Source organism: Erythrobacter sp. JB3-1, from assembly GCF_057364995.1.
Genome location: NZ_CP200289.1, coordinates 699050 through 716881, shown reverse-complemented (window position 1 = coordinate 716881; position 17832 = coordinate 699050). Strand labels below are relative to the sequence as shown.

The 17832-nt window shown below is 59.2% G+C and carries 19 protein-coding genes and 1 tRNA gene; 12 read left to right on the top strand and 8 right to left on the bottom strand.

The window, feature by feature from the left end; translation table 11 throughout:
* Nucleotides 1-24: 24 nt before the first annotated feature.
* The 3 genes from AC0V6M_RS03390 to AC0V6M_RS03380 all read right to left on the bottom strand — a co-directional run bounded on the left by AC0V6M_RS03390 (nucleotide 25) and on the right by AC0V6M_RS03380 (nucleotide 2588).
* Nucleotides 25-1161: a tyrosine-type recombinase/integrase gene (locus AC0V6M_RS03390; protein ID WP_486137456.1), complete on the bottom strand. Its 1137-nt coding sequence runs from the start codon at nucleotides 1159-1161 to the stop codon at nucleotides 25-27.
* Nucleotides 1162-1297: 136 nt separating this feature from the next.
* A tRNA-Leu gene (locus AC0V6M_RS03385) sits at nucleotides 1298-1384 on the bottom strand.
* Nucleotides 1385-1502: 118 nt separating this feature from the next.
* On the bottom strand, nucleotides 1503-2588 hold the full coding sequence (locus tag AC0V6M_RS03380; protein WP_486137455.1) for a zinc-ribbon domain-containing protein: 1086 nt from the start codon (nucleotides 2586-2588) through the stop codon (nucleotides 1503-1505).
* 73 nt (nucleotides 2589-2661) lie between these two features.
* On the opposite strand from AC0V6M_RS03380, the gene ftsE reads away from it, so the two are divergent.
* The 4 genes from ftsE to AC0V6M_RS03360 are packed head-to-tail and all read left to right on the top strand — an operon-like array spanning nucleotide 2662 to nucleotide 5586.
* Nucleotides 2662-3396: a cell division ATP-binding protein FtsE gene (gene ftsE, locus AC0V6M_RS03375; RefSeq protein WP_486137454.1), complete on the top strand. Its 735-nt coding sequence runs from the start codon at nucleotides 2662-2664 to the stop codon at nucleotides 3394-3396.
* The gene (locus tag AC0V6M_RS03370) at nucleotides 3393-4337 is read left to right on the top strand and encodes a cell division protein FtsX (RefSeq protein WP_486137453.1); all 945 of its coding nucleotides are present in this window, start codon (nucleotides 3393-3395) and stop codon (nucleotides 4335-4337) included. Before ftsE ends, AC0V6M_RS03370 begins: the two co-directional genes overlap by 4 nt.
* Entirely contained in the window at nucleotides 4334-4879 is a 546-nt protein-coding gene (locus tag AC0V6M_RS03365; RefSeq protein WP_486137452.1) for a YdcF family protein, read from the top strand. The genes AC0V6M_RS03370 and AC0V6M_RS03365 overlap by 4 nt, the downstream gene beginning before the upstream one ends.
* A gap of 11 nt (nucleotides 4880-4890) precedes the next feature.
* A complete protein-coding gene (locus tag AC0V6M_RS03360; protein ID WP_486137451.1) occupies nucleotides 4891-5586 on the top strand; it encodes a lysophospholipid acyltransferase family protein in 696 nt (231 codons plus the stop codon).
* A 145-nt stretch (nucleotides 5587-5731) separates the two neighbouring features.
* Here AC0V6M_RS03360 and AC0V6M_RS03355 read toward each other — a convergent pair whose 3' ends face one another.
* Both AC0V6M_RS03355 and hisC read right to left on the bottom strand, forming a co-directional pair.
* Nucleotides 5732-6643 carry a prephenate/arogenate dehydrogenase family protein gene (locus AC0V6M_RS03355; RefSeq protein WP_486137450.1) on the bottom strand — a complete coding sequence of 304 codons (912 nt, stop codon included), beginning with the start codon at nucleotides 6641-6643 and terminating at the stop codon, nucleotides 5732-5734.
* On the bottom strand, nucleotides 6640-7740 hold the full coding sequence (gene hisC / locus AC0V6M_RS03350; protein WP_486137449.1) for a histidinol-phosphate transaminase: 1101 nt from the start codon (nucleotides 7738-7740) through the stop codon (nucleotides 6640-6642). Before hisC ends, AC0V6M_RS03355 begins: the two co-directional genes overlap by 4 nt.
* Before the next feature lie 84 nt (nucleotides 7741-7824).
* Between hisC and metX the strand changes: the two genes are divergently transcribed.
* From metX to metW, 3 genes are read left to right on the top strand one after another with little or no spacing between them, the layout of a single operon-like run.
* Nucleotides 7825-8952 carry a homoserine O-acetyltransferase MetX gene (metX, locus tag AC0V6M_RS03345; protein ID WP_486137448.1) on the top strand — a complete coding sequence of 376 codons (1128 nt, stop codon included), beginning with the start codon at nucleotides 7825-7827 and terminating at the stop codon, nucleotides 8950-8952.
* Nucleotides 8945-9376: a GNAT family N-acetyltransferase gene (locus tag AC0V6M_RS03340; RefSeq protein ID WP_486137447.1), complete on the top strand. Its 432-nt coding sequence runs from the start codon at nucleotides 8945-8947 to the stop codon at nucleotides 9374-9376. Before metX ends, AC0V6M_RS03340 begins: the two co-directional genes overlap by 8 nt.
* Nucleotides 9373-9960 carry a methionine biosynthesis protein MetW gene (gene metW, locus AC0V6M_RS03335; protein WP_486137446.1) on the top strand — a complete coding sequence of 196 codons (588 nt, stop codon included), beginning with the start codon at nucleotides 9373-9375 and terminating at the stop codon, nucleotides 9958-9960. Before AC0V6M_RS03340 ends, metW begins: the two co-directional genes overlap by 4 nt.
* 39 nt (nucleotides 9961-9999) lie before the next feature.
* On the opposite strand, the gene AC0V6M_RS03330 is transcribed toward metW, so the two are convergent.
* Nucleotides 10000-10389, bottom strand: coding sequence for a VOC family protein (locus tag AC0V6M_RS03330; protein WP_486137445.1), 390 nt, complete (start codon nucleotides 10387-10389; stop codon nucleotides 10000-10002).
* Between the two features lie 75 nt (nucleotides 10390-10464).
* On the opposite strand from AC0V6M_RS03330, the gene AC0V6M_RS03325 reads away from it, so the two are divergent.
* The 5 genes from AC0V6M_RS03325 (at nucleotide 10465) to AC0V6M_RS03305 (ending at nucleotide 15082) form a co-directional block, all read left to right on the top strand.
* Nucleotides 10465-10848, top strand: coding sequence for a hypothetical protein (locus tag AC0V6M_RS03325; protein ID WP_486137444.1), 384 nt, complete (start codon nucleotides 10465-10467; stop codon nucleotides 10846-10848).
* 78 nt (nucleotides 10849-10926) lie between these two features.
* Nucleotides 10927-11376, top strand: a complete 450-nt coding sequence (locus AC0V6M_RS03320) for a hypothetical protein (protein ID WP_486137443.1) — start codon at nucleotides 10927-10929, stop codon at nucleotides 11374-11376.
* A 105-nt stretch (nucleotides 11377-11481) separates the two neighbouring features.
* On the top strand, nucleotides 11482-12153 hold the full coding sequence (locus tag AC0V6M_RS03315) for a glutathione S-transferase family protein (RefSeq protein ID WP_486137442.1): 672 nt from the start codon (nucleotides 11482-11484) through the stop codon (nucleotides 12151-12153).
* Between the two features lie 143 nt (nucleotides 12154-12296).
* Nucleotides 12297-12701, top strand: coding sequence for a peptide-methionine (R)-S-oxide reductase MsrB (gene msrB / locus AC0V6M_RS03310; protein ID WP_486137441.1), 405 nt, complete (start codon nucleotides 12297-12299; stop codon nucleotides 12699-12701).
* A gap of 140 nt (nucleotides 12702-12841) precedes the next feature.
* Nucleotides 12842-15082: a transglycosylase domain-containing protein gene (locus AC0V6M_RS03305; RefSeq protein ID WP_486137440.1), complete on the top strand. Its 2241-nt coding sequence runs from the start codon at nucleotides 12842-12844 to the stop codon at nucleotides 15080-15082.
* A 156-nt stretch (nucleotides 15083-15238) separates the two neighbouring features.
* Here the strand turns inward: AC0V6M_RS03305 and AC0V6M_RS03300 are convergent, their stop codons facing one another.
* A complete protein-coding gene (locus tag AC0V6M_RS03300; RefSeq protein WP_486137439.1) occupies nucleotides 15239-16783 on the bottom strand; it encodes a Do family serine endopeptidase in 1545 nt (514 codons plus the stop codon).
* A gap of 205 nt (nucleotides 16784-16988) precedes the next feature.
* Nucleotides 16989-17831, bottom strand: a complete 843-nt coding sequence (gene hflC, locus AC0V6M_RS03295) for a protease modulator HflC (RefSeq protein WP_472645793.1) — start codon at nucleotides 17829-17831, stop codon at nucleotides 16989-16991.
* Between the last annotated feature and the right edge of the window lies 1 nt (nucleotide 17832).

Sequence of the window (17832 nt, the reverse complement as noted above, 5' to 3'; positions counted from 1 at the left end):
TTGGGGCGCAAAGCTGACGATCCCTCAAGTCAACCAGTCAGCCCATTCTTTGACCACACGACCGCGCTGTTCCAGACGATCAGAACGCTGATAGGCTCCGACCACACCGCTATCCACGTGATGTCCGAGAGCAGCTTCCTTAACTTCAAACGACGCGTCAGTTCGTTCCTCCAGCCAAGTCCGAAATGAGGAACGGAATCCGTGAGGTCTTGCCGCAAGTCCGCGGTCGCGCATGAGCTTCGACATTGCTGCGTCAGACAAAGGTTTGCCGCGATAGGCGGCAAACAGATACTCATTGCTGGACCGCTCTGCTGCGACTGCGACGACCTGCAGAGCTTCCTCGCTTAGAGGGATCTTATGTTTGCGACCGTTTTTCGTGCGCGCCTCATCGAGATTCCAGACGCCATCTTTGATTTCCTCAAAAGTGGCTAGTCGCACTTCGCTTGTCCGAGCAGCCGTGAGGATAAGGAACCTCAAGCAGAGCGCTGCCACACTCTCCTCGTTTCGTAGTGATTGATAGAATGCGGGAACGTCTTGATACTGCATGGCAGGGATATGCTCGACCTTATGACGCTGCTTGCCGAGCAGTGCTTTGGTTTTCATGCAGGCTTGCAGGTCGACATCAAGGCCGAGCGCTGCCGCATGCTTCAACGTGAGATTTAGGCGGTTGAGCGCTTTGGAGGCTGCCTGTGGTTTCTGATGCCAAATGGGACCCAGCAGCTCTCTCAGCATATGCTGGTCTACATCTTCGATGGCCTTAGGGCCGATTTTTGGAATGACGTGCACCTTGAGCGGGGACATCCAGCGCCCCGCTTGACCATCCCCCTTGAGCTCAGCCTTGCGAGCTTCAAAACACTGCTCAATCGCTTGTTCGACAGAGAGCCGATCAATGCGGCGGCGCAGTTTCGCGCGTTCTTCGATGGGGTCTACACCGTCGCGGAGCTGACGCCGCGCTTGGGCAGCACGCTCGCGGGCCTCACCAATCGACACGTCTGGCCAGCGGCCCAGACCCATTTCGCGGCGCTTGCCATAGACAACGAGTCGCAACATCCAGCGACCGGCGCTCTTTTCACGCTTGATAAGCCATAAACCCTGGCCATCGGCGTGTTTGCCAGGCCCGAGATTTTTTGCCTTCATTTGCGTGAGCGCACCGAACTTCATGAGCCACCTTTCTAGCCACCCTGATATGTGAGAAATAGTGGTATTTGATGTTCTGCCATGCGTCAATGCAGGAGCCCAAAATCCCAGATATCCTGGGGTTTTGGTGGTGTTATGTTCACATATGAGTAGAGAATAATGGTGCGGTCGAGAAGACTCGAACTTCCACGGGCGTTAGCCCACAACGACCTCAACGTTGCGCGTCTACCAGTTCCGCCACGACCGCACACAGTCTGCAGGGGTAGGCAGCGCCTCTCCCCTCGGTAGGAGCGCGCCCCTAGCAAGGGGTATCGGCCACGGCAAGCACTTTGCTGTGTCGCGGCAAAATTGCATCGAAAATGCGCCTAGTTCGGAGCCCAGCCGATTTCTGCAAAGCGGGCGGTGGCGGGCACATCGGTGATCGCTTCGGTCACTGTCATGGTCTCCCCTGGGGCGAGCTGTGATTGCGGCGGGGCGACATTCCAATCGAACACGATCCGCTCTCGCTCATCGCGTAGGACAATGCGCAGCGCGGGCACATCAACTGTTTCGCGCCCGGTATTGGTGATGGTGCCGCGCGCGCGGAAAATCTCTGTGCCGCTAGGCAGGGTTTCAGTGCGCTGCTCAGCAGCCGGAAAATCCAGCTTTAGGTCGGACTGCCCAATCCCAAACACGGGCCGGTTGAACGGTGCCCAATCGGGCATGCCGTAATAATTCACAGCTACGATTGTGCCGCCGGCAAGCAATGCGAAAATCGCCGCGGCTGCTGTCCACATTTTGAGCGGGTTGCGGCGCGCGGTGAAAGGCGGGCGGTAATCAAAACGCGAGCCTTCGTCGCTGTCATATTCTTCCGCCTCAGCGGGCCCAGCGGCATCCTCGCTGTCATAGCTGCTCTCGCTGTAAGACACAGCCGGGCCGATATCGGTATTGGCGCTTTCTTCAGCGAAGTCCTCGGCGGCGTCACTTGGCACTGCTCGATCATCGAACTCCTGCTCTTGGCCGAGCGGTGTGCGGTCTTGATGAATGGCTGAAGCGGCTGAGGCCGCCGCTGCGCTGACGGCGTCTGTTGCGGCAGCGGGGCGGTCGCTGGTGCGCCAATGGTTGATCGAAGGCGCGCTGGGGGCTTCTTCCGCATCTGCCTCAGGTTCTGGAGCAGGCGGTGGTGGGGCCGGAGGCGCAGCGGGTGGAGGTGGCGCAGGCTCGGCAACTGGCTCTGGCGCGGCCACCTCATTCTGCGGCGGCAAATCGAACACCGCCTCTTGAAACCAGCTGTGCTTGCACTTCGCGCAGCGCACAGTCCGCCCGTCATCGCCAATGGCGTTGTCTGGGACAACATAGCGTGTGTTGCAGGCGGGACAGGCTATAATCATGGTTAGAACGGCAATACGCGCCCGTAAGTTGCGCACAAGTGCATCGGGGCCTTTGGGCCGCAAATGTTGGCTTTTTTCCACATTGATGCGCTTGTTTCGCGCGTTGAGCACTATGGGCTTTTCCCCTCGGCGGGCATGGGATAGGGGCATGGCCATGAATGAGCGCGCAGGCGATACGGTGAATTTCGACAATGTCGGGCTGCGCTATGGCACCGAGCCTGAGGTGCTGAGTGATCTCAGCTTCACGCTCTTCCCCGGCAGTTTCTACTTTCTCACCGGGGCCAGCGGGGCGGGAAAGACGAGCCTGCTCAAACTCCTATATCTGGCTCAGCGTCCCTCGCGCGGCGGCATCCGCATGTTTGGTAAGGATATGATCACCCTGCCGCGGGAACAATTGCCGACTTATCGCAGGCGGCTGGGCGTGGTGTTTCAGGACTTTCGCCTGGTAAAGCATTTAACCGCCTTCGATAATGTTGCATTGCCGCTGAGGCTGGCCGGTGTGCCGGAAAGCGAGCTGCAAAAGCCGGTCGATGATATGCTTGATTGGGTCGGGCTTTCACACCGAGTGAAGGCTCGCCCAGCGACAATGTCTGGCGGAGAGCAGCAACGTGTTGCTATTGCGCGCGCGGTGATCGGGCGGCCCGATATGCTGATCGCTGATGAACCAACGGGCAATGTTGATCCGGAAATGGCGCTCAAGCTGCTGCGATTGTTTGAGGCGCTGAACCGGCTCGGCACTACAGTTGTGGTCGCCACGCACGATGTGCACTTGCTCAAAAAAGTGCCGGAATCGCTGATTATGCGGCTCAATAAAGGTCGCCTTACCGATCCAACGGGCGCGCTGAAGTTTCCTCCGCGCAGCACTGGACCGATGGGGGCCAGGCAATGAGCACGCCGCCATTTGCAACAGAGCTGGCCGATAGCACACCAGCAAAAGCGCCGGGGCGGCTGAAGGGCAGAGCCGCTGCGCTATTGGTGCCGCAGGCGCGGCTGTCTGGACCGATCCCTTGGGTGATTGCGATTATGATTGCTCTGGTCGTGATCGCAGCCGCTGGCGGGCTGGCCTTGAACAATCTTACAGGCAATGCTCGGGCTGAATTGTCAGGCGCGGTTACGATCCAGATCACTGAGGCGAATGAGACGCTGCGGAACCAGAAGGCGGCGACAGCGGCCGAAGTGCTGACCGCTCAAGACATCGTGGCGAGCCTTAGGGTGGTGCCAGAAGAAGAGCTGGATGAGATGCTACGCCCCTGGCTGGGCGATGGTGCGGGCAGTCAGGATTTGCCGATTCCGGCGCTGATTGACGTGCAATTGAGCAGCGCCAGCGGGCCAGAGGAAATCGAGCGGCTGCAGGCGGCGCTCGATGCCGACGTGCCGGGCGCCCGCGTAGATGCGCAATCAGACTGGCTGCAGCCGGTTTATTCGGCGCTGTCTTCGCTGCAATATCTTGCGCTTGCCCTGATCGCTTTGCTGACCTTTGCTTGCGCCGCAGCGGTTTGGCTGGCCGCTCGCAGCGCCTTTTCCAACCACCGGGAAACGGTTGAGATCATGCACCTGTTGGGCGGAACCGATGCTCAGATCACACGGATATTCCAGCGCTCTGTGGTGCGCGATGCGGCCTTTGGCGGGCTTGTGGGCTTAGGGCTGGGCGCGGGCGCGGTTTGGCTGCTCGGGCGGCAATTTGCCGCTTTGGATAGCGGCATGGTCGCGGGCGGCGTTCTGGGTATGAGCGATTGGATCATCATCGCGCTGATCCCATTCGCGGGCGTTGCATTGGCCCTCGTCACTGGGCGTTACACCATTCTGATGGCCTTGCGGAGGATGCTGTGATCAAACGCATTCTTTCTGCGGTCTTCCTGTTTTGGGCGATTGGGTTTCTGGCCTTCGTGACAACCCTGCCGCAGCCGTCCCCGGTAACCGGCGATGTGGCTGCCAAAACTGATGCGGTGATTGTACCGACCGGGGGCGCAGGCCGGATCGCGCGCGGGCTAGAAGTGCTCGACAGCGGGGCGGCGGAAAAGATGCTGGTCAGCGGGGTCGACCGCGAAGTGAAGCCGGCAGAATTTGCAGCAGAGTTCACCGTTGATGAAGCGCGCATGGAATGCTGTGTCACGCTCGGTTTTGCCGCCGTTGATACGCGCAGCAATGCGTCTGAAACGGCGCAGTGGGTTAAAACTAACGAGATCAAATCCCTGCGGCTGGTCACAACCGATTGGCATATGCGGCGCGCGGCAGGCGAATTGTCGCGCAAGCTGCCCGACGGCGTCGTCGTGGTACGCGATGCGGTGACCTCCAACCCCAGCCTTTCCAGCCTATTTCTTGAATATCACAAGCTGCTGGCGAGCTGGGCTGCAGGTCTGGTCAATCTCTAACGAGCGTGGCGATGTTTAAGAGCCTTATCAGCGCATTACGCAGCATGGTGTTCTATCCCGTGTTCTATGGGGTCAGTGCGATGCTGGTCGTGGCCGCGGTTCTGGCGCTGACATTCCGGCAAGAGGCCCTGCGCGGCATTGTGCGGCGCTGGACCGATTGGCACCGCTGGTGCCTGCGCGTGATTGTTGGCATCACTGTTGAGATCGAGGGCGAGCTCGCGACCGGCCCCGTGCTTTATGTGATCAAGCATGAGAGCTTCTTTGAAGCGATTGACACACCCACATTGCTGCGCTGGCCTGCTGTGTTCACGAAGCGGGAGCTGTTCGACATTCCTGGCTGGGGCCGGGCTGCGATAATCTATGGTCTCATCCCGGTTTCCCGCGACGGCGGAGCAAGCGCTTTGCGCAAGATGCTGAGCGCGGCCAAGGGAATGGTGGCGGAAGGACGTCCGCTCGTGATCTTTCCAGAGGGCACCCGCGTGCCGCATGGAGAGAGCCCGCCAATGCGCGCGGGCTTTGCGGGCATCTACAAAATGGTCAAATTGCCGGTGGTGCCTGTCGCTGTGAACAGCGGGCCGCTTTACCATGGCTGGATCAAGCGCTCTGGCGTGATCACTTATAAAGTCGGTGAGATGGTCCCGCCCGGCCTACCGCGCGAAGAGGTGGAACAGCGGGTTCATGCTGCGATGAATGTGTTTAATCTTTAGGGCCTCAAGCGCCGGCGTTCACATCCGTTCACTTGGCTTTCCTCGCTCACGCGATCGAAGATCGCATCGCTCCAGGCGGGCACAGGGCCCTTGCGACGCCTGCGGCGCCGAAGAATCGCCGGTCGACAGGCGCTATTGAGAAATATCAGAGCTGATGATCTTCGCGCCCGAAATCGGGGCGATCATCGTCCTGACCTTCTTCAATAATCTTGCGCCGGATTGTCCGCGTTCGGCTGAACAATTCCTCCAGCGTTTCGCCATCGCCAGATCGGATTGCGCGCTGTAATGCGGTTAGGTCTTCGCTGAAACGCCCTAGCATTTCGAGCACGGCGGCTTTGTTGTTCAAGAACACATCGCGCCACATCACCGGATCGGATGCGGCAATTCGGGTGAAATCGCGAAAACCACCGGCGGAATATTTGATCACTTCGCCGCGCGTCACCTCTTCCAGATCGCTTGCGGTGCCGGCGATCGTAAAGGCGATAAGGTGCGGGATATGGCTGGTCACGGCCAGCACCAGATCGTGATGCTCGGCATCCATGATCTCGATCCGTGCGCCCAGCTTTGTCCAAAAGCCCTTGAGAGCCTCCAGAGCAGCCGCATCCGCGCCATCAGGCGGAGTGAGTATGCACCAGCGATTGGTGAACAGCGAAGCAAAACCGGCTTCCGGCCCGCTTTGCTCAGTCCCGGCAACGGGGTGAGCGGGGATGATCGTGTGGCCGGGCAGTGCTTCGGCGAGATCAGCCAGAACGCTGGTCTTGGAGGAGCCAACATCGCTGATGATCGCATCCGGTTTGAGCGCACCGGCAAGAGCTTCTGCGGCGCTCGCCATCGCGCCGACGGGCACACATAGAATGACGAGATCGGCGCTGCGCACGGCGTCTTCGGCGCTGTCGCAAACTTGGTTGGTTAGGCCGCGCTTGCGGGCGGCGTAGCGCACAGCGGGGTCTGCATCATAGCCGAAGGTTGTGATCTCTGGCGCATGCTCGCTTACCGCGAGGCCGATAGAGCCGCCAAGCAAGCCAAGGCCGATTATAGCGACCGATTGAATGGTCATGCTGGCTCTCCGCACAACGCGCGCAGAGTGGCGACAACCTCTTCCATATGCTCCTCGCTGCCAATCGTGATGCGCAGCGCATTGGGCAGGCCCTGGCCTGGCATGTGGCGCACGGCATATCCCGCTTCGCTGAGGGCTTCGAGGGCGCTTTCGGCGCTGACGTCGCCTTCAAACAGGACCAACATGAAGTTGGCCTGGCTTGGAATTGCCCGCAGGCCGTGATTGCCAAGCGCGGCGATTGCGTCTGCCAGTTTCGCTCGGCCCGCTGCATTCACTTCGCGCGATTTTGCAACGAATTGCTGATCCGCCAAGGCCGCAATCGCGGCGTTTTGCCCTTGGGTCGAAACGTTGAAGGCCCCGCGCAAACGGTTAAGCGCATCAATCAGGTTGGGCGCGCCCGTGGCCCATCCGATCCGCAGGCCGGCCAGCCCATAGGCCTTAGAGAATGTGCGCGTCACCAGCACGTTGCTTGCGCTTGCTGCCAGCTCTAGACCGCCATCATCCATGTCGTCCTCGACATATTCGCCGTAGGCTTGGTCCAGCACCAGCAGCACGCTGGGCGGGAGGCCTGAATGCAGGCGGCGCACTTCGTCCCGGCCAATTGCGGTGCCGCCCGGATTGTTTGGATTGTCGAGTAGGACGACCTTGGTCTTGTCGGTGACGCGCTCAAGGATTTGGTCGACCGATGCGACAAAATCATCATCCTCGACAAACACGGGTGCCGCGCCAATTTTGCGCGCGATCAGCGGGTAGAGCGAGAAAGAGTATTTTGAGAACAGCACTTCATCGTCCGGTCCAGCAAAGGCCTGAACCGCGCAGTGCAGCAGCTCTCCAGAGCCGGTGCCGCAGACAATCTGAGCGGGGTCAATGCCGTGCAGCTTGCCAATCGCATCGGTTAGAGCAAGCGCGCCGGGATCAGGATAAAGCTCTGGATGGCCGGGCGCACGCAGAGCCTCCAGCGCGGCCTTGCTGCATCCTAAAGGGTTCTCATTGGCGGACAGTTTGATCAGTTCGCGCCCGTCGTCGGCCTTGGACTTGCCAGGCACATAGGCGCGGATTTCGTTGATCCAGGGCTTCAGTTCGGGTTGCGTCGGCATAGTAGCCGCGCGCATAACCGCTCTTGCAGATAAAAAACAGCGCAATTGACACTCGCGAGCTGCTCGCCCAATCCCCGCAGCCCAATGGCCACACCGCCCGCCTCTAAGAGCTTTGCGCTCCCCAATGATCTGCCGCTCGATTGCGGGCAGGCGCTGAGCAATGTTGAGATTGCTTATGAGAGCTATGGCGAGCTGGCGGCGGACAAATCCAACGCGGTTCTGATCTGCCACGCGCTGACCGGCGATCAATATTTGGCGAGCCCGCATCCTGTGACTGGCAAGCCTGGCTGGTGGGAGCGGATGGTTGGCCCGGGCAAACCAATCGACACGGACCGGTTTCACGTCATTTGCGCCAATGTCATCGGCAGCTGCATGGGCTCAACGGGGCCGATGAGCGAAGGGCCAGACGGCAAATCTTACGCTATGCGGTTTCCGGTCATCACCATTCGCGACATGGTGCGCGGCCTTGTTGCTCTGCTCGATGGCATGGGCGTTGAGCGGCTGCATACGGTGGTTGGCGGATCAATGGGCGGGATGCAGGCGCTCAGCCTTGCCGCCAACTGGCCGGACCGGGCCGAACGCGTGTTGGTAATTGCCTCAACCGCGCGGCATTCGGCGCAGAACATTGCCTTTCACGAGGTTGGCCGCCAAGCGATTATGGCTGACCCAGCGTGGCAGGAGGGCGACTATTATGCGAGCGATACCTCGCCCGATAATGGCCTCGCCGTGGCGCGGATGGCGGCGCATATAACCTATCTTTCCGAAGAAGGCCTGACCGCGAAATTTGGCCGGCGCTTGCAAGACCGCTCTTCCAAAAGCTTCGGGTTTGATGCGGATTTTCAGGTGGAAAGCTATCTGCGCTATCAAGGTAGCGGCTTTACGCAGCGGTTCGATGCCAATTCCTACCTCTATATCACCCGCGCGATGGATTATTTCGATCTCGCGGAGGAATTCGCGGACACGCCGGGCAACGGCAAACTGGCGGATGCTTTTGCCGGACATGCGATGGGTGAGGGCGCTCGTTTTTGCCTCGTCAGCTTCGACACTGATTGGCTCTACCCTACCGCGGAAAGCCGTCATATCGTTCATGGGCTGAACGCGGTTGGCGCGCCAGTGAGTTTCGTCGAACTCAGCGCGCCCTATGGCCATGACAGTTTCCTGCTCCCACACGAGCCATTAGACCGTGTAATAAAAGGGTTTACCGATGGATGACTTGGTTTCACCATATGTTTTGGTGGAGGGAAGCAGCCAAATTGATGCTGCGGCTGCCCATGCGTTTCTGTCAGAGGCCTACTGGTCAAAGAACATCCCATTGGAGACGGTGCAGCGCGCCATATCCAACAGCATATGCGTTGCTGTGCGGTTTGAAGACAGGCAGGTTGCGATGGCGCGCGTTATCACTGACCGTGCGACGTTGGCCTATCTCGCGGACGTTTACGTAATGGAAGAGCATCGCGGAAAAGGACTTTCGTCCAGTATGCTTGCGCGGCTTCATGATCATCCGGAACTTCAGGGGCTAAGGCGCTGGATGCTTATGACGCTCGATGCACAAGGACTGTATAAGCGGTTTGGTTGGCAGCCGCTTGCCAACCCGGAAATGGCGATGGAACGGCACAACCCTGCAGTTTACCAATGACTTTACGGCCAGATCTTGAGGTCATTGCGACCCATGTCAAACCTTGCACCCGCGTGCTGGATGTAGGCTGCGGCGATGGCATGTTGCTGGCCGAGCTTCAGGCGCGCAGCAATGTAGATGCGCGAGGCATCGAAATTGATGCAGTGCGGGTGGAGAAAAGTGTCGCGCGCGGGCTGTCTGTGGTTCAGGGCGATGCGGATAGCGATCTTGCGAATTATCCCGACAAGGCGTTCGATTACGCGATCCTCAGCCAGACTTTGCAAACAGCAAAGCGGCCTGACTTGATGCTGGATGAGTTGCTGCGAGTTGGCACAAAGGCCTTTGTTAGCTTTCCCAATTTTGCCCATTGGCGCACCCGCGCGGCGTTGATGTTTGGGGGGCGTATGCCGGTGACAAGCGCGTTGCCGCTAAGCTGGTATGAAACGCAAAACATCCACCATGTGACGATTGATGATTTTCGCGAATTGGCGCGGGCCAAAGGCGCGCGGATTGAGCGCAGCCGGTTTTTTGCGGGCGAAAAACAAATCGGCGCACCAGCAGCTAACTGGCGCGCCGAATTCGCTGTGTTTGAACTGAGCCGTTAGTTTCTTCTCGGCGCGGGTGGCCCGGTCAGTCAAAACTTATCATGGCCGATGGATGCCGCAGACCTTGTGGCCGTCTGGATCGGTGAAATAGCACAGGTTCATTGTGCCCATTGATCCGTTGCGCGGGCCGGGTGGGTCTTCGATGCTGGTGCCGCCATTGGCGACCGCGACATCATGCAACTCCTGGATCTGTTCCATCGAGCTGCACTTAAATCCGATTGTGAAGCCATTCGACGGGGTCACTGGCTCGCCATTGATGGGCTCGCTGACCGAGAATGTATCGCCATCATGGCTGTAAAACAGGCGGGTTTGCCCCGTGTCGTTGACATGCGCCATTGGCTCACCAGCGCCTAGAACGCCGAGAACTTTGTTGTAGAACGCCTTTGACCGTTCAATATCGTTGGAACCGATCATGATGTGGTTAAGCATTGTGGGGTGTCTCCTTTGTGAGTCTCCACGAAGCTGGTAGCATGGCGTTCAGATTGATTGCTATAGGCAACTGGTATGAGCTCTCTTTCCATATTCGCCGCTTTGCTGTTGGCGCAAGCTGGCCCCGCGGTCGCCCTTACACCTGTTGCTGATGAGGCTGCTAGCGCCGCTAACCTTTCCAGCGAAAACCGGGCGATTGTGCGCTGTTCAGCGGCGTTTTCACTGGTCGCTTTTGGCCAGGCCAACGGCAATGCGGATGCGCAAAAATGGCCTGCAATGGGCGAGCGAGGGCGCGAGTTCTTCGTGCGCGCGCTGGCGGGACTGATGGATGAGACCGGGCTAAATCGCGATGGCGTGTCGCAATTGGTCTCGCAAGAAGCGCAGCGCCTTTGGGATACGGACACACTCAATGATGTGATGCCGGCCTGCCTGTTGATGCTGGAAACCTCTGGGGTTTAGCTGCGTCCTTTTATTCAGGTTCAAGTCACTGAACATGAACTAATGCATGGCCAGCCCAAATTTTCAGGAGGATTTTCCATGCGCGCTCTGCCTATTGCTGCTGCCGCTGTGTTGGCGCTTGCCACCCCGTCCATCGCTTTTGCACAGGATGCAGCAGATATCTCGCCAAGCGACGCGGAAAGCTCTCTTTCGCAATTGTCTGAGAAATTGTCCGACCCCGCGTTTCAGGATCAGACTGCCGTTTTGGCCCAAGTCCTTCTGGGCACTGTTCTGGAATTGCCGATCGGGCCGATGGCTGAGGCTCTGGACAAGGCAACCGGAGGTCAAGGACCCGACATTGATCCCGACGCCCGGGTGAGAGACCTCGCACCAGAGGCGGACGAGCTGCCCGAGCAATTGTCGAATGAACTGCCCCGAGCGATGAATGCGATGAGCGGGATGGCAGAAGGCTTGGAGCTAATGCTGCCTGCGTTGCGCGATATGGCGGAGCGCATGAATGGCGCGCTGGACGAGGCGCGCGTACGCTAAAACGCGGCTCGCAGCTTGCAATCGCAGGTCGCAGGTTCGATTCACAAGACTTTACGCGAATTCCGGTGGACGCGGAGCCTGCGCTAAGGCATGAATCTCAGCGCTATGTACCGCCTTCATCAATTCCCTCTCTGCCCCTTTAGCCGTAAGGTTCGGCTGCTGATGGGCGAGAAGAATATCGCCTATGAATTGGTGCGCGAAGACCCGTGGGCGGCCTCTGACATGTTCTTCAATCTCAATCCGGCTGGCCGCACGCCAGTACTTGTTGATGCGGAGCGCGAGATCGTGATCAGCGATAGCCGGGCGATTGCAGAATATTTCGAAGAAACCGTCGACACCGCGCCGATGATCAATGGCACAGCAACGGGCCGCGCGGAGATTCGCCGGTTGGTCGCGTTGTTTGATGAGAATTTCTACGCCGATGTCACTGCGCCGCTCTTGTCGGAGCGGATGAAGAAGCGGATTGTTCTGCGCCAGCCGCCGGACTCCAAAGTTCTGCGGGTGGCGATGAAGCTCGCTCATGGCCATTTGGACTATATGGATTGGCTGATCGACAATCGCCCATGGCTCGCCGGATCGACCATGAGCATGGCCGATCTTGCCGCCGCCGCGCAGATATCGGTGGCCGACTATCTCGGCGGAATTGATTGGACCGGGCATGAGCAAACGCGCGGCTGGTACGCGGTATTCAAGAGCCGCCCAAGCTTCCGCCCGCTGCTGACTGAGCGGATGGATGTGATCAAGCCGCCTGCGCATTACGCGCTGGTCGATGGGTAGGCTTTTTTGTTTTCCGCACACCATCCGGTGTGCGATTTCCTCGCTCATGCGATCATAGATCGCGTCGCTGCGGGCGGGCGGTCGCCCTTGCGGTTCATCTTCGAGGAACCGATATCAGCGCTAGCGGATTATGGAGCGCGACAATGAATACCAACCCCAAGACTACGACCGATGCCGAATGGCGCGAAAAGCTCTCGCCAGAGCAGTACCACGTGCTGCGCGAAGCGGGCACAGAGCGGGCCTTCACCGGCGAATACGACAAGCATTTTGAAGAGGGCGAATACACCTGCGCTGGCTGCGGCACGGTGCTGTTTGCCAGCGATGCGAAATACAACAGCGGATGCGGCTGGCCCGCGTTCACGAAACCTGCCGATGCTGAAACCGTCGAGGAAAAGCGCGACGTTTCGTACGGCATGATCCGCACAGAGGTGCTGTGTTCCGCATGCGGCGGGCATCTGGGCCATGTCTTTCCTGATGGTCCGCCAGAAGCCGGCGGCCTGCGTTATTGCATTAACTCCGCCAGCTTGGATTTCGCCTCGGACGATTAAGGCGTTTCGCAGCAATAACCCGTTTTGGAGGCAGGCTGCATTGCGAACATTGTTCACGCCGGGTTAGGACAGACCCATGCAGGTCAATTGCGGGTGAAAGCGCGCGATTTTGGGCGCGAAAAGGATAGGCCAAGCCGGTAATGTCGAAACGGGGAAACCAACTGCAAAACAAAGGCAAGCGCGGTAGCCGCCGCGCCGCGGCTGAGCGTGCGGGTGGTTCCAAGCGGCCTAGCAGCAAGGGCAAAGGCAAATCGGCCAAGGACGCTAAGCCGCCATCTGCGTTTCGCAAATGGCTCAAGCGGATTGTCCTGTGGGGCGGCGGGGTCGCCGTTCTTGGCGTGATCTTCCTCGCCGTCGCCGTGGGTTTCGCCGCACGCGAGCTGCCTAGTTTTTACCAGCTGAAAGCGACTCAGAACGCGCAAACCATTCTGGTGCGTGCGCGCGATGGGACAGAGATTGTCGAGCTAGGCCCAAGTTTCGGCGAATGGTTGGCCTATGAAGAAATCCCGGAAAATATGACCAATGCCATGATCGCGGTGGAGGATCGCCGCTATCATTCGCATTACGGGATCGATCCGATCCGCCTGACCGGCGCGATCATCGAAGGCGTCACTGGCTCCAGAGCGCGGCTGGGCGGCACGTCCACCATCACTCAGCAGCTGGCGCGCAACCTGTTCCTCAATTCCAATCGTACCGTCGACCGCAAGGCGCGCGAGGCGGTGCTGGCGATGGCGCTGGAATGGAAATTTTCAAAAGAGCAAATTCTCGAGCTTTACCTCAACAAGGTCTATTTCGGCGGCGGCGCTTACGGCATCGACAGCGCCAGCCGCAAATTCTTCAGCCACCCAGCCAAAGAGCTGAGCGTGGCAGAGGCCTCGATCATCGCAGGTCTTGTAAAGGCACCGAGCCGCTATTCGCCGACCGCCGATGTGCAGGCCGCCGTTGACCGCGCGCAAACCGTGCTGCGCTTGATGAATGAGCAGGGCTATATCACCTCAGAGGAAGCCTCCGTTGATGTAAGCGCGGTGAATTTGCGTCAGCAGAGCGGGCAGAACTCGGTGCGATATTTCACCGATTGGGCTCTGCCTCAGCTCGATTTGCTGCTGCCAGAAACTTACGAGCCGATTGAGGTTTGGACGACGCTGGATGTGGGCATGCAGCGCGCGGCAACCGCTTCGATTGATGCGAACACGCCGGACGGATCGCAGGGCGCTCTGGTCAGCCTCGACCGTGACGGCGCGATCCTGGCGATGGTTGGCGGCACGGACTATGTCGAAAGCAATTACAACCGCGCGACCAATGCCATGCGGCAGCCCGGTTCCTCGTGGAAATTGTTCGTCTATCTCGCTGCGCTAGAAGCCGGATACACACCAGATGACCGTGTCGTTGACACCCCGGTTACCATTGACGGTTGGACCCCGCGCAATTCCAGCGGCCGCAATGTGGGTGAGACGAGCCTGCGGACCAGCTTTGCCTTTTCGATCAACACTGTTGCGGCGCAATTGGGCAATGAGGTCGGTTTTGGCACCGTCGCCTCCATGGCGCGCCGGTTTGGTGTCACGACGCCGATCTCCACCTTCCCTTCGATGGTGCTCGGTTCCTCCGAGGTCCGTCTGATCGATATGACCCGCGCTTTCGCGGCTGTCTCCGCGCGCGGAAAGGCCATCGAGCCTTACGGCATCTTGCGCGTAACGAGCGCGAATGGCGAGGTGATTTACAAGCACGAGAAGGCGACTGAGACGACTTTGGTGCCTGACTATGTTGCCGCTGGCATCACGGATCTGCTTCAAAGCGCGGTCGCGACCGGCACAGGCCGCGCGGCGCAGATTGGTCGCCCGGTTGCAGGCAAGACCGGCACCACCAGCTCCAACAAAGATGGCTGGTTTGTCGGCTTTTCTTCCGGCGTTACCACCGGCGTTTGGATGGGCCGCGATGATGCCAAGCGTGTGTCGGGCCTGCAGGGTGGGCGCGCACCAGCGCAGGCATTCGCTGCCTACATGCGTTATGCGGTGAAGGACCGCCCAGTTGAGAAGTTTGATACCGATCTCAACCTGCCCGAATGGCAGCTCGAGCCGGATGACGAGTTCCTCTATGGCGATCCGGACGACTACTACTTCATCGACGAGCAGGGCAATCTGGTCGAGCCGGGCCGCCGCGAGGCCGAAAGTGACGTGCCGTTCGGTATTGAGGGTGAGCGCACAGAACCGAGCGGCGCGGAAGAGCCGCCTCAGGCCGCAAGCGATGATTTCCTAGAGCAGGCCACAGGGCAAAACCTGCCGCCTGATCCGGGTGCACCGGGAGATGTGCCGAGGCGCGATCCTCCACCGCCACCAGCGCGGCAAGATCGCACGGGGCAAGAGGGACTGACCTCTATAAATTAGTGATGGTGCGGGGTGTTGCGGCGCAAGTCGCGGCAATACGCGTGCACTCTATTGACGATTGCCGGCTACCATCGCCCGTGTCCATTCAGCCCATACGAAAAGAGGCGCCGCGGTCTGCCCGCAGCGCCTCCTTTTTGATCGACTTCTCTGCTTAGATTAGCGCAGGCGTACCGGCAGGTAACGCGCGGGCTGGCCCGGACGCTGCATGCGCAGCAGCAGGGCATCACGGTCATCAGTCTCTGCCTGCGTGATGATCTCGCGCAGGTCGTCCACGCTGGAGATATCCTGATAGTTCGCCGATAGGATGATATCGCGGCGACGCAGACCTTTCCGGCCAGCGTCAGAGTTTGGATCGACAGCGGTGATTGCCACACCGGTCGTGCCTTCGTCAGCGCGCAGTTGACGGACGATCTCAGGGGTCAAGTCAACAACCTGAAGCCCGAGCTTCTCTTCGATGAAGCCATCGGAATCGCCTGGCGTCATCTGAGCGTCATCGTCATCTTCGCTGAACATTTGCTGTTGACGAAGCTCGTCCTCGGTTGGACGCTTGCCCACTGTCGCGTTGACAGTGCGGCGCTGGCCATCACGCAGCAGCTCAATCGGGATACGAGTGCCGGGCGCGATATTGGCAACGAGGAATGACAATGACTGTTCGCTGGTGACGTCTTTACCATCGATTTTCAGCACCACATCACCCGCTTGAATGCCCGCAACGTCCGCTGCGCCGTCATCCTGCACGCTTTGAACAAACTCGCCGCGATTGCGTTGAAGCCCAAGCGAGTCGGCCAGATCATCGGTGATGGGCTGAATGCTGACACCCAGGAAACCGCGCTCAATTTCTTGACCGCTCTTAAGCTGCTCGACGATTGGCACTGCAATCTCTGCTGGGATGGCAAAGCCAATCCCGACACTGCCGCCAGAAGGCGAGAAGATCGCATTGTTGATGCCGATCACATTGCCCTGCATGTCGAACAATGGGCCGCCGGAATTGCCTCGGTTGATGCTGGCATCGGTCTGGATATAGCGGTCATATGCGCCGCCTTGACCGGTGTTGCGCAGCACCGCGGAAACGATGCCGCTGGTCACTGTTCCGCCAAGGCCGAACGGGTTGCCGATTGCAACGACCCAGTCGCCGACCCGTGCTTCAGCGGAATTGCCGAACTTCACGAATGGGAAGTCATTGCTTGATTGGATTTTAAGCACGGCCAGATCGGACGCGGCATCGGCGCCGACCAATTCAGCCTCATATTCCGTGCCATCAGGCATGGTGATGGTGATCTCTTCCAGTGTCGCCCGCTCGTTCGGGGCGACGACGTGGTTGTTGGTGACCACAAAGCCATCGGCGGAAATGATAAAGCCCGAACCCAGCGATTGCGCCTCGCGGGTTTGCGGCTGTGCTTGACCATTGCTGCCACCGCGGCGGCGGTTGAACAGGTCAGCAAAAGGCGTGCCTTGGAACGGGTTGCGGCTTTGCACCTCGACCCGCTGACGGGTGGCGATGTTGACCACCGCTGGCTGCAATTGCTCGGTGAGATCGGCAAAACTGGCCGGTGCACCTGCACGCGGAACCACTTGGCTCATCACCCGGTCATCATTTTGCGCAACTTGTGCGCCAGCAGGCTGGCCGGTCACCAGCGAAATTGTCGCGCCGCCCACAAGCAGCGCACTCGTCAGTCCATAAACATAACGCACTTTGTTCACGTCCTCTCGTTCCTTTTACAAGTTTGCGCTTAGCACGCCCTCATGAATACGAGCGAGCCTGCTAAACAGTTACGCCCCTACAATGGCCCAAGACGCACTTAACGCAGTTTGAACGACAAATGTAGTCGGTCAGACCCGCTAGGCGGTTCGTCGGAACTCGGCCGGTTCCCGGTGCAACGCGGCATCAGGCGATCGGCCGAAGGTATTATTGCCCGCGAAACTCGCGGAAATACTCATTGTCTTCCGACAGAACCATGGAGCTGTCGCCCTTACCGTCGATAAAGGTCCGGCGATAACTCTCCATCGCGCGGTAGAAGTTATAAAAGCTTGGATCCTTACCATAGGCCGCTGCATAGGTGTTGGCGGCATTCGCCTCTGCCTCAGCGCGAATGATCTGAGCATTCTTGCGCCCTTGCGCGCGGATGGTTGCGGCTTCTTCCTGACGGTCCGATTGCATCCGGGTAAAGGCCGCTTGCAACGGTGTGCCCTCCGGCAAATCGGCCGCTTTGATGCGAACATCGATGATCTGCACACCGTATTGGCGCGCCTGAGCATCGAGCTTGTCGCGGATATTGTTCATCGCATTGCCGCGTTCCGCAGTCAGCAGGCTGGCGAAGGTGCGGCGGCCTAATTCCTGACGCAGAACCGAGGTCAGGATTGGCGACAATTGTGAACGCAGGCGGTTTTCATCGCCCGCGCTCTGCACCATCGTCACCGGCTGGATGATCCGGAACCGAGCATAGGCGTTCACCTGCAGACGCTGCTGGTCGCTGGTGAGCACTTGCTGGTTGTCCATGTCGAGGTCGAGCACGCGGCGCTCCACCATCTGCACCCGGTCAACGAATGGAATGCGGTACCACAGGCCCGCCTTCGTATCGCCAAACGGTACGTCTGGACGGAAGATATTCACCACTGAATGCGGTTCACCCGTGCGGATGATAACCGCTTGCTTGCTCTCCGGGACGATGAACAAGCTGGAAGCGGTTGCCACCAGCAATACGCCAAGTGCGATGAACGCGAAGCGATACTTTTGCCAAGTTGCATCCATG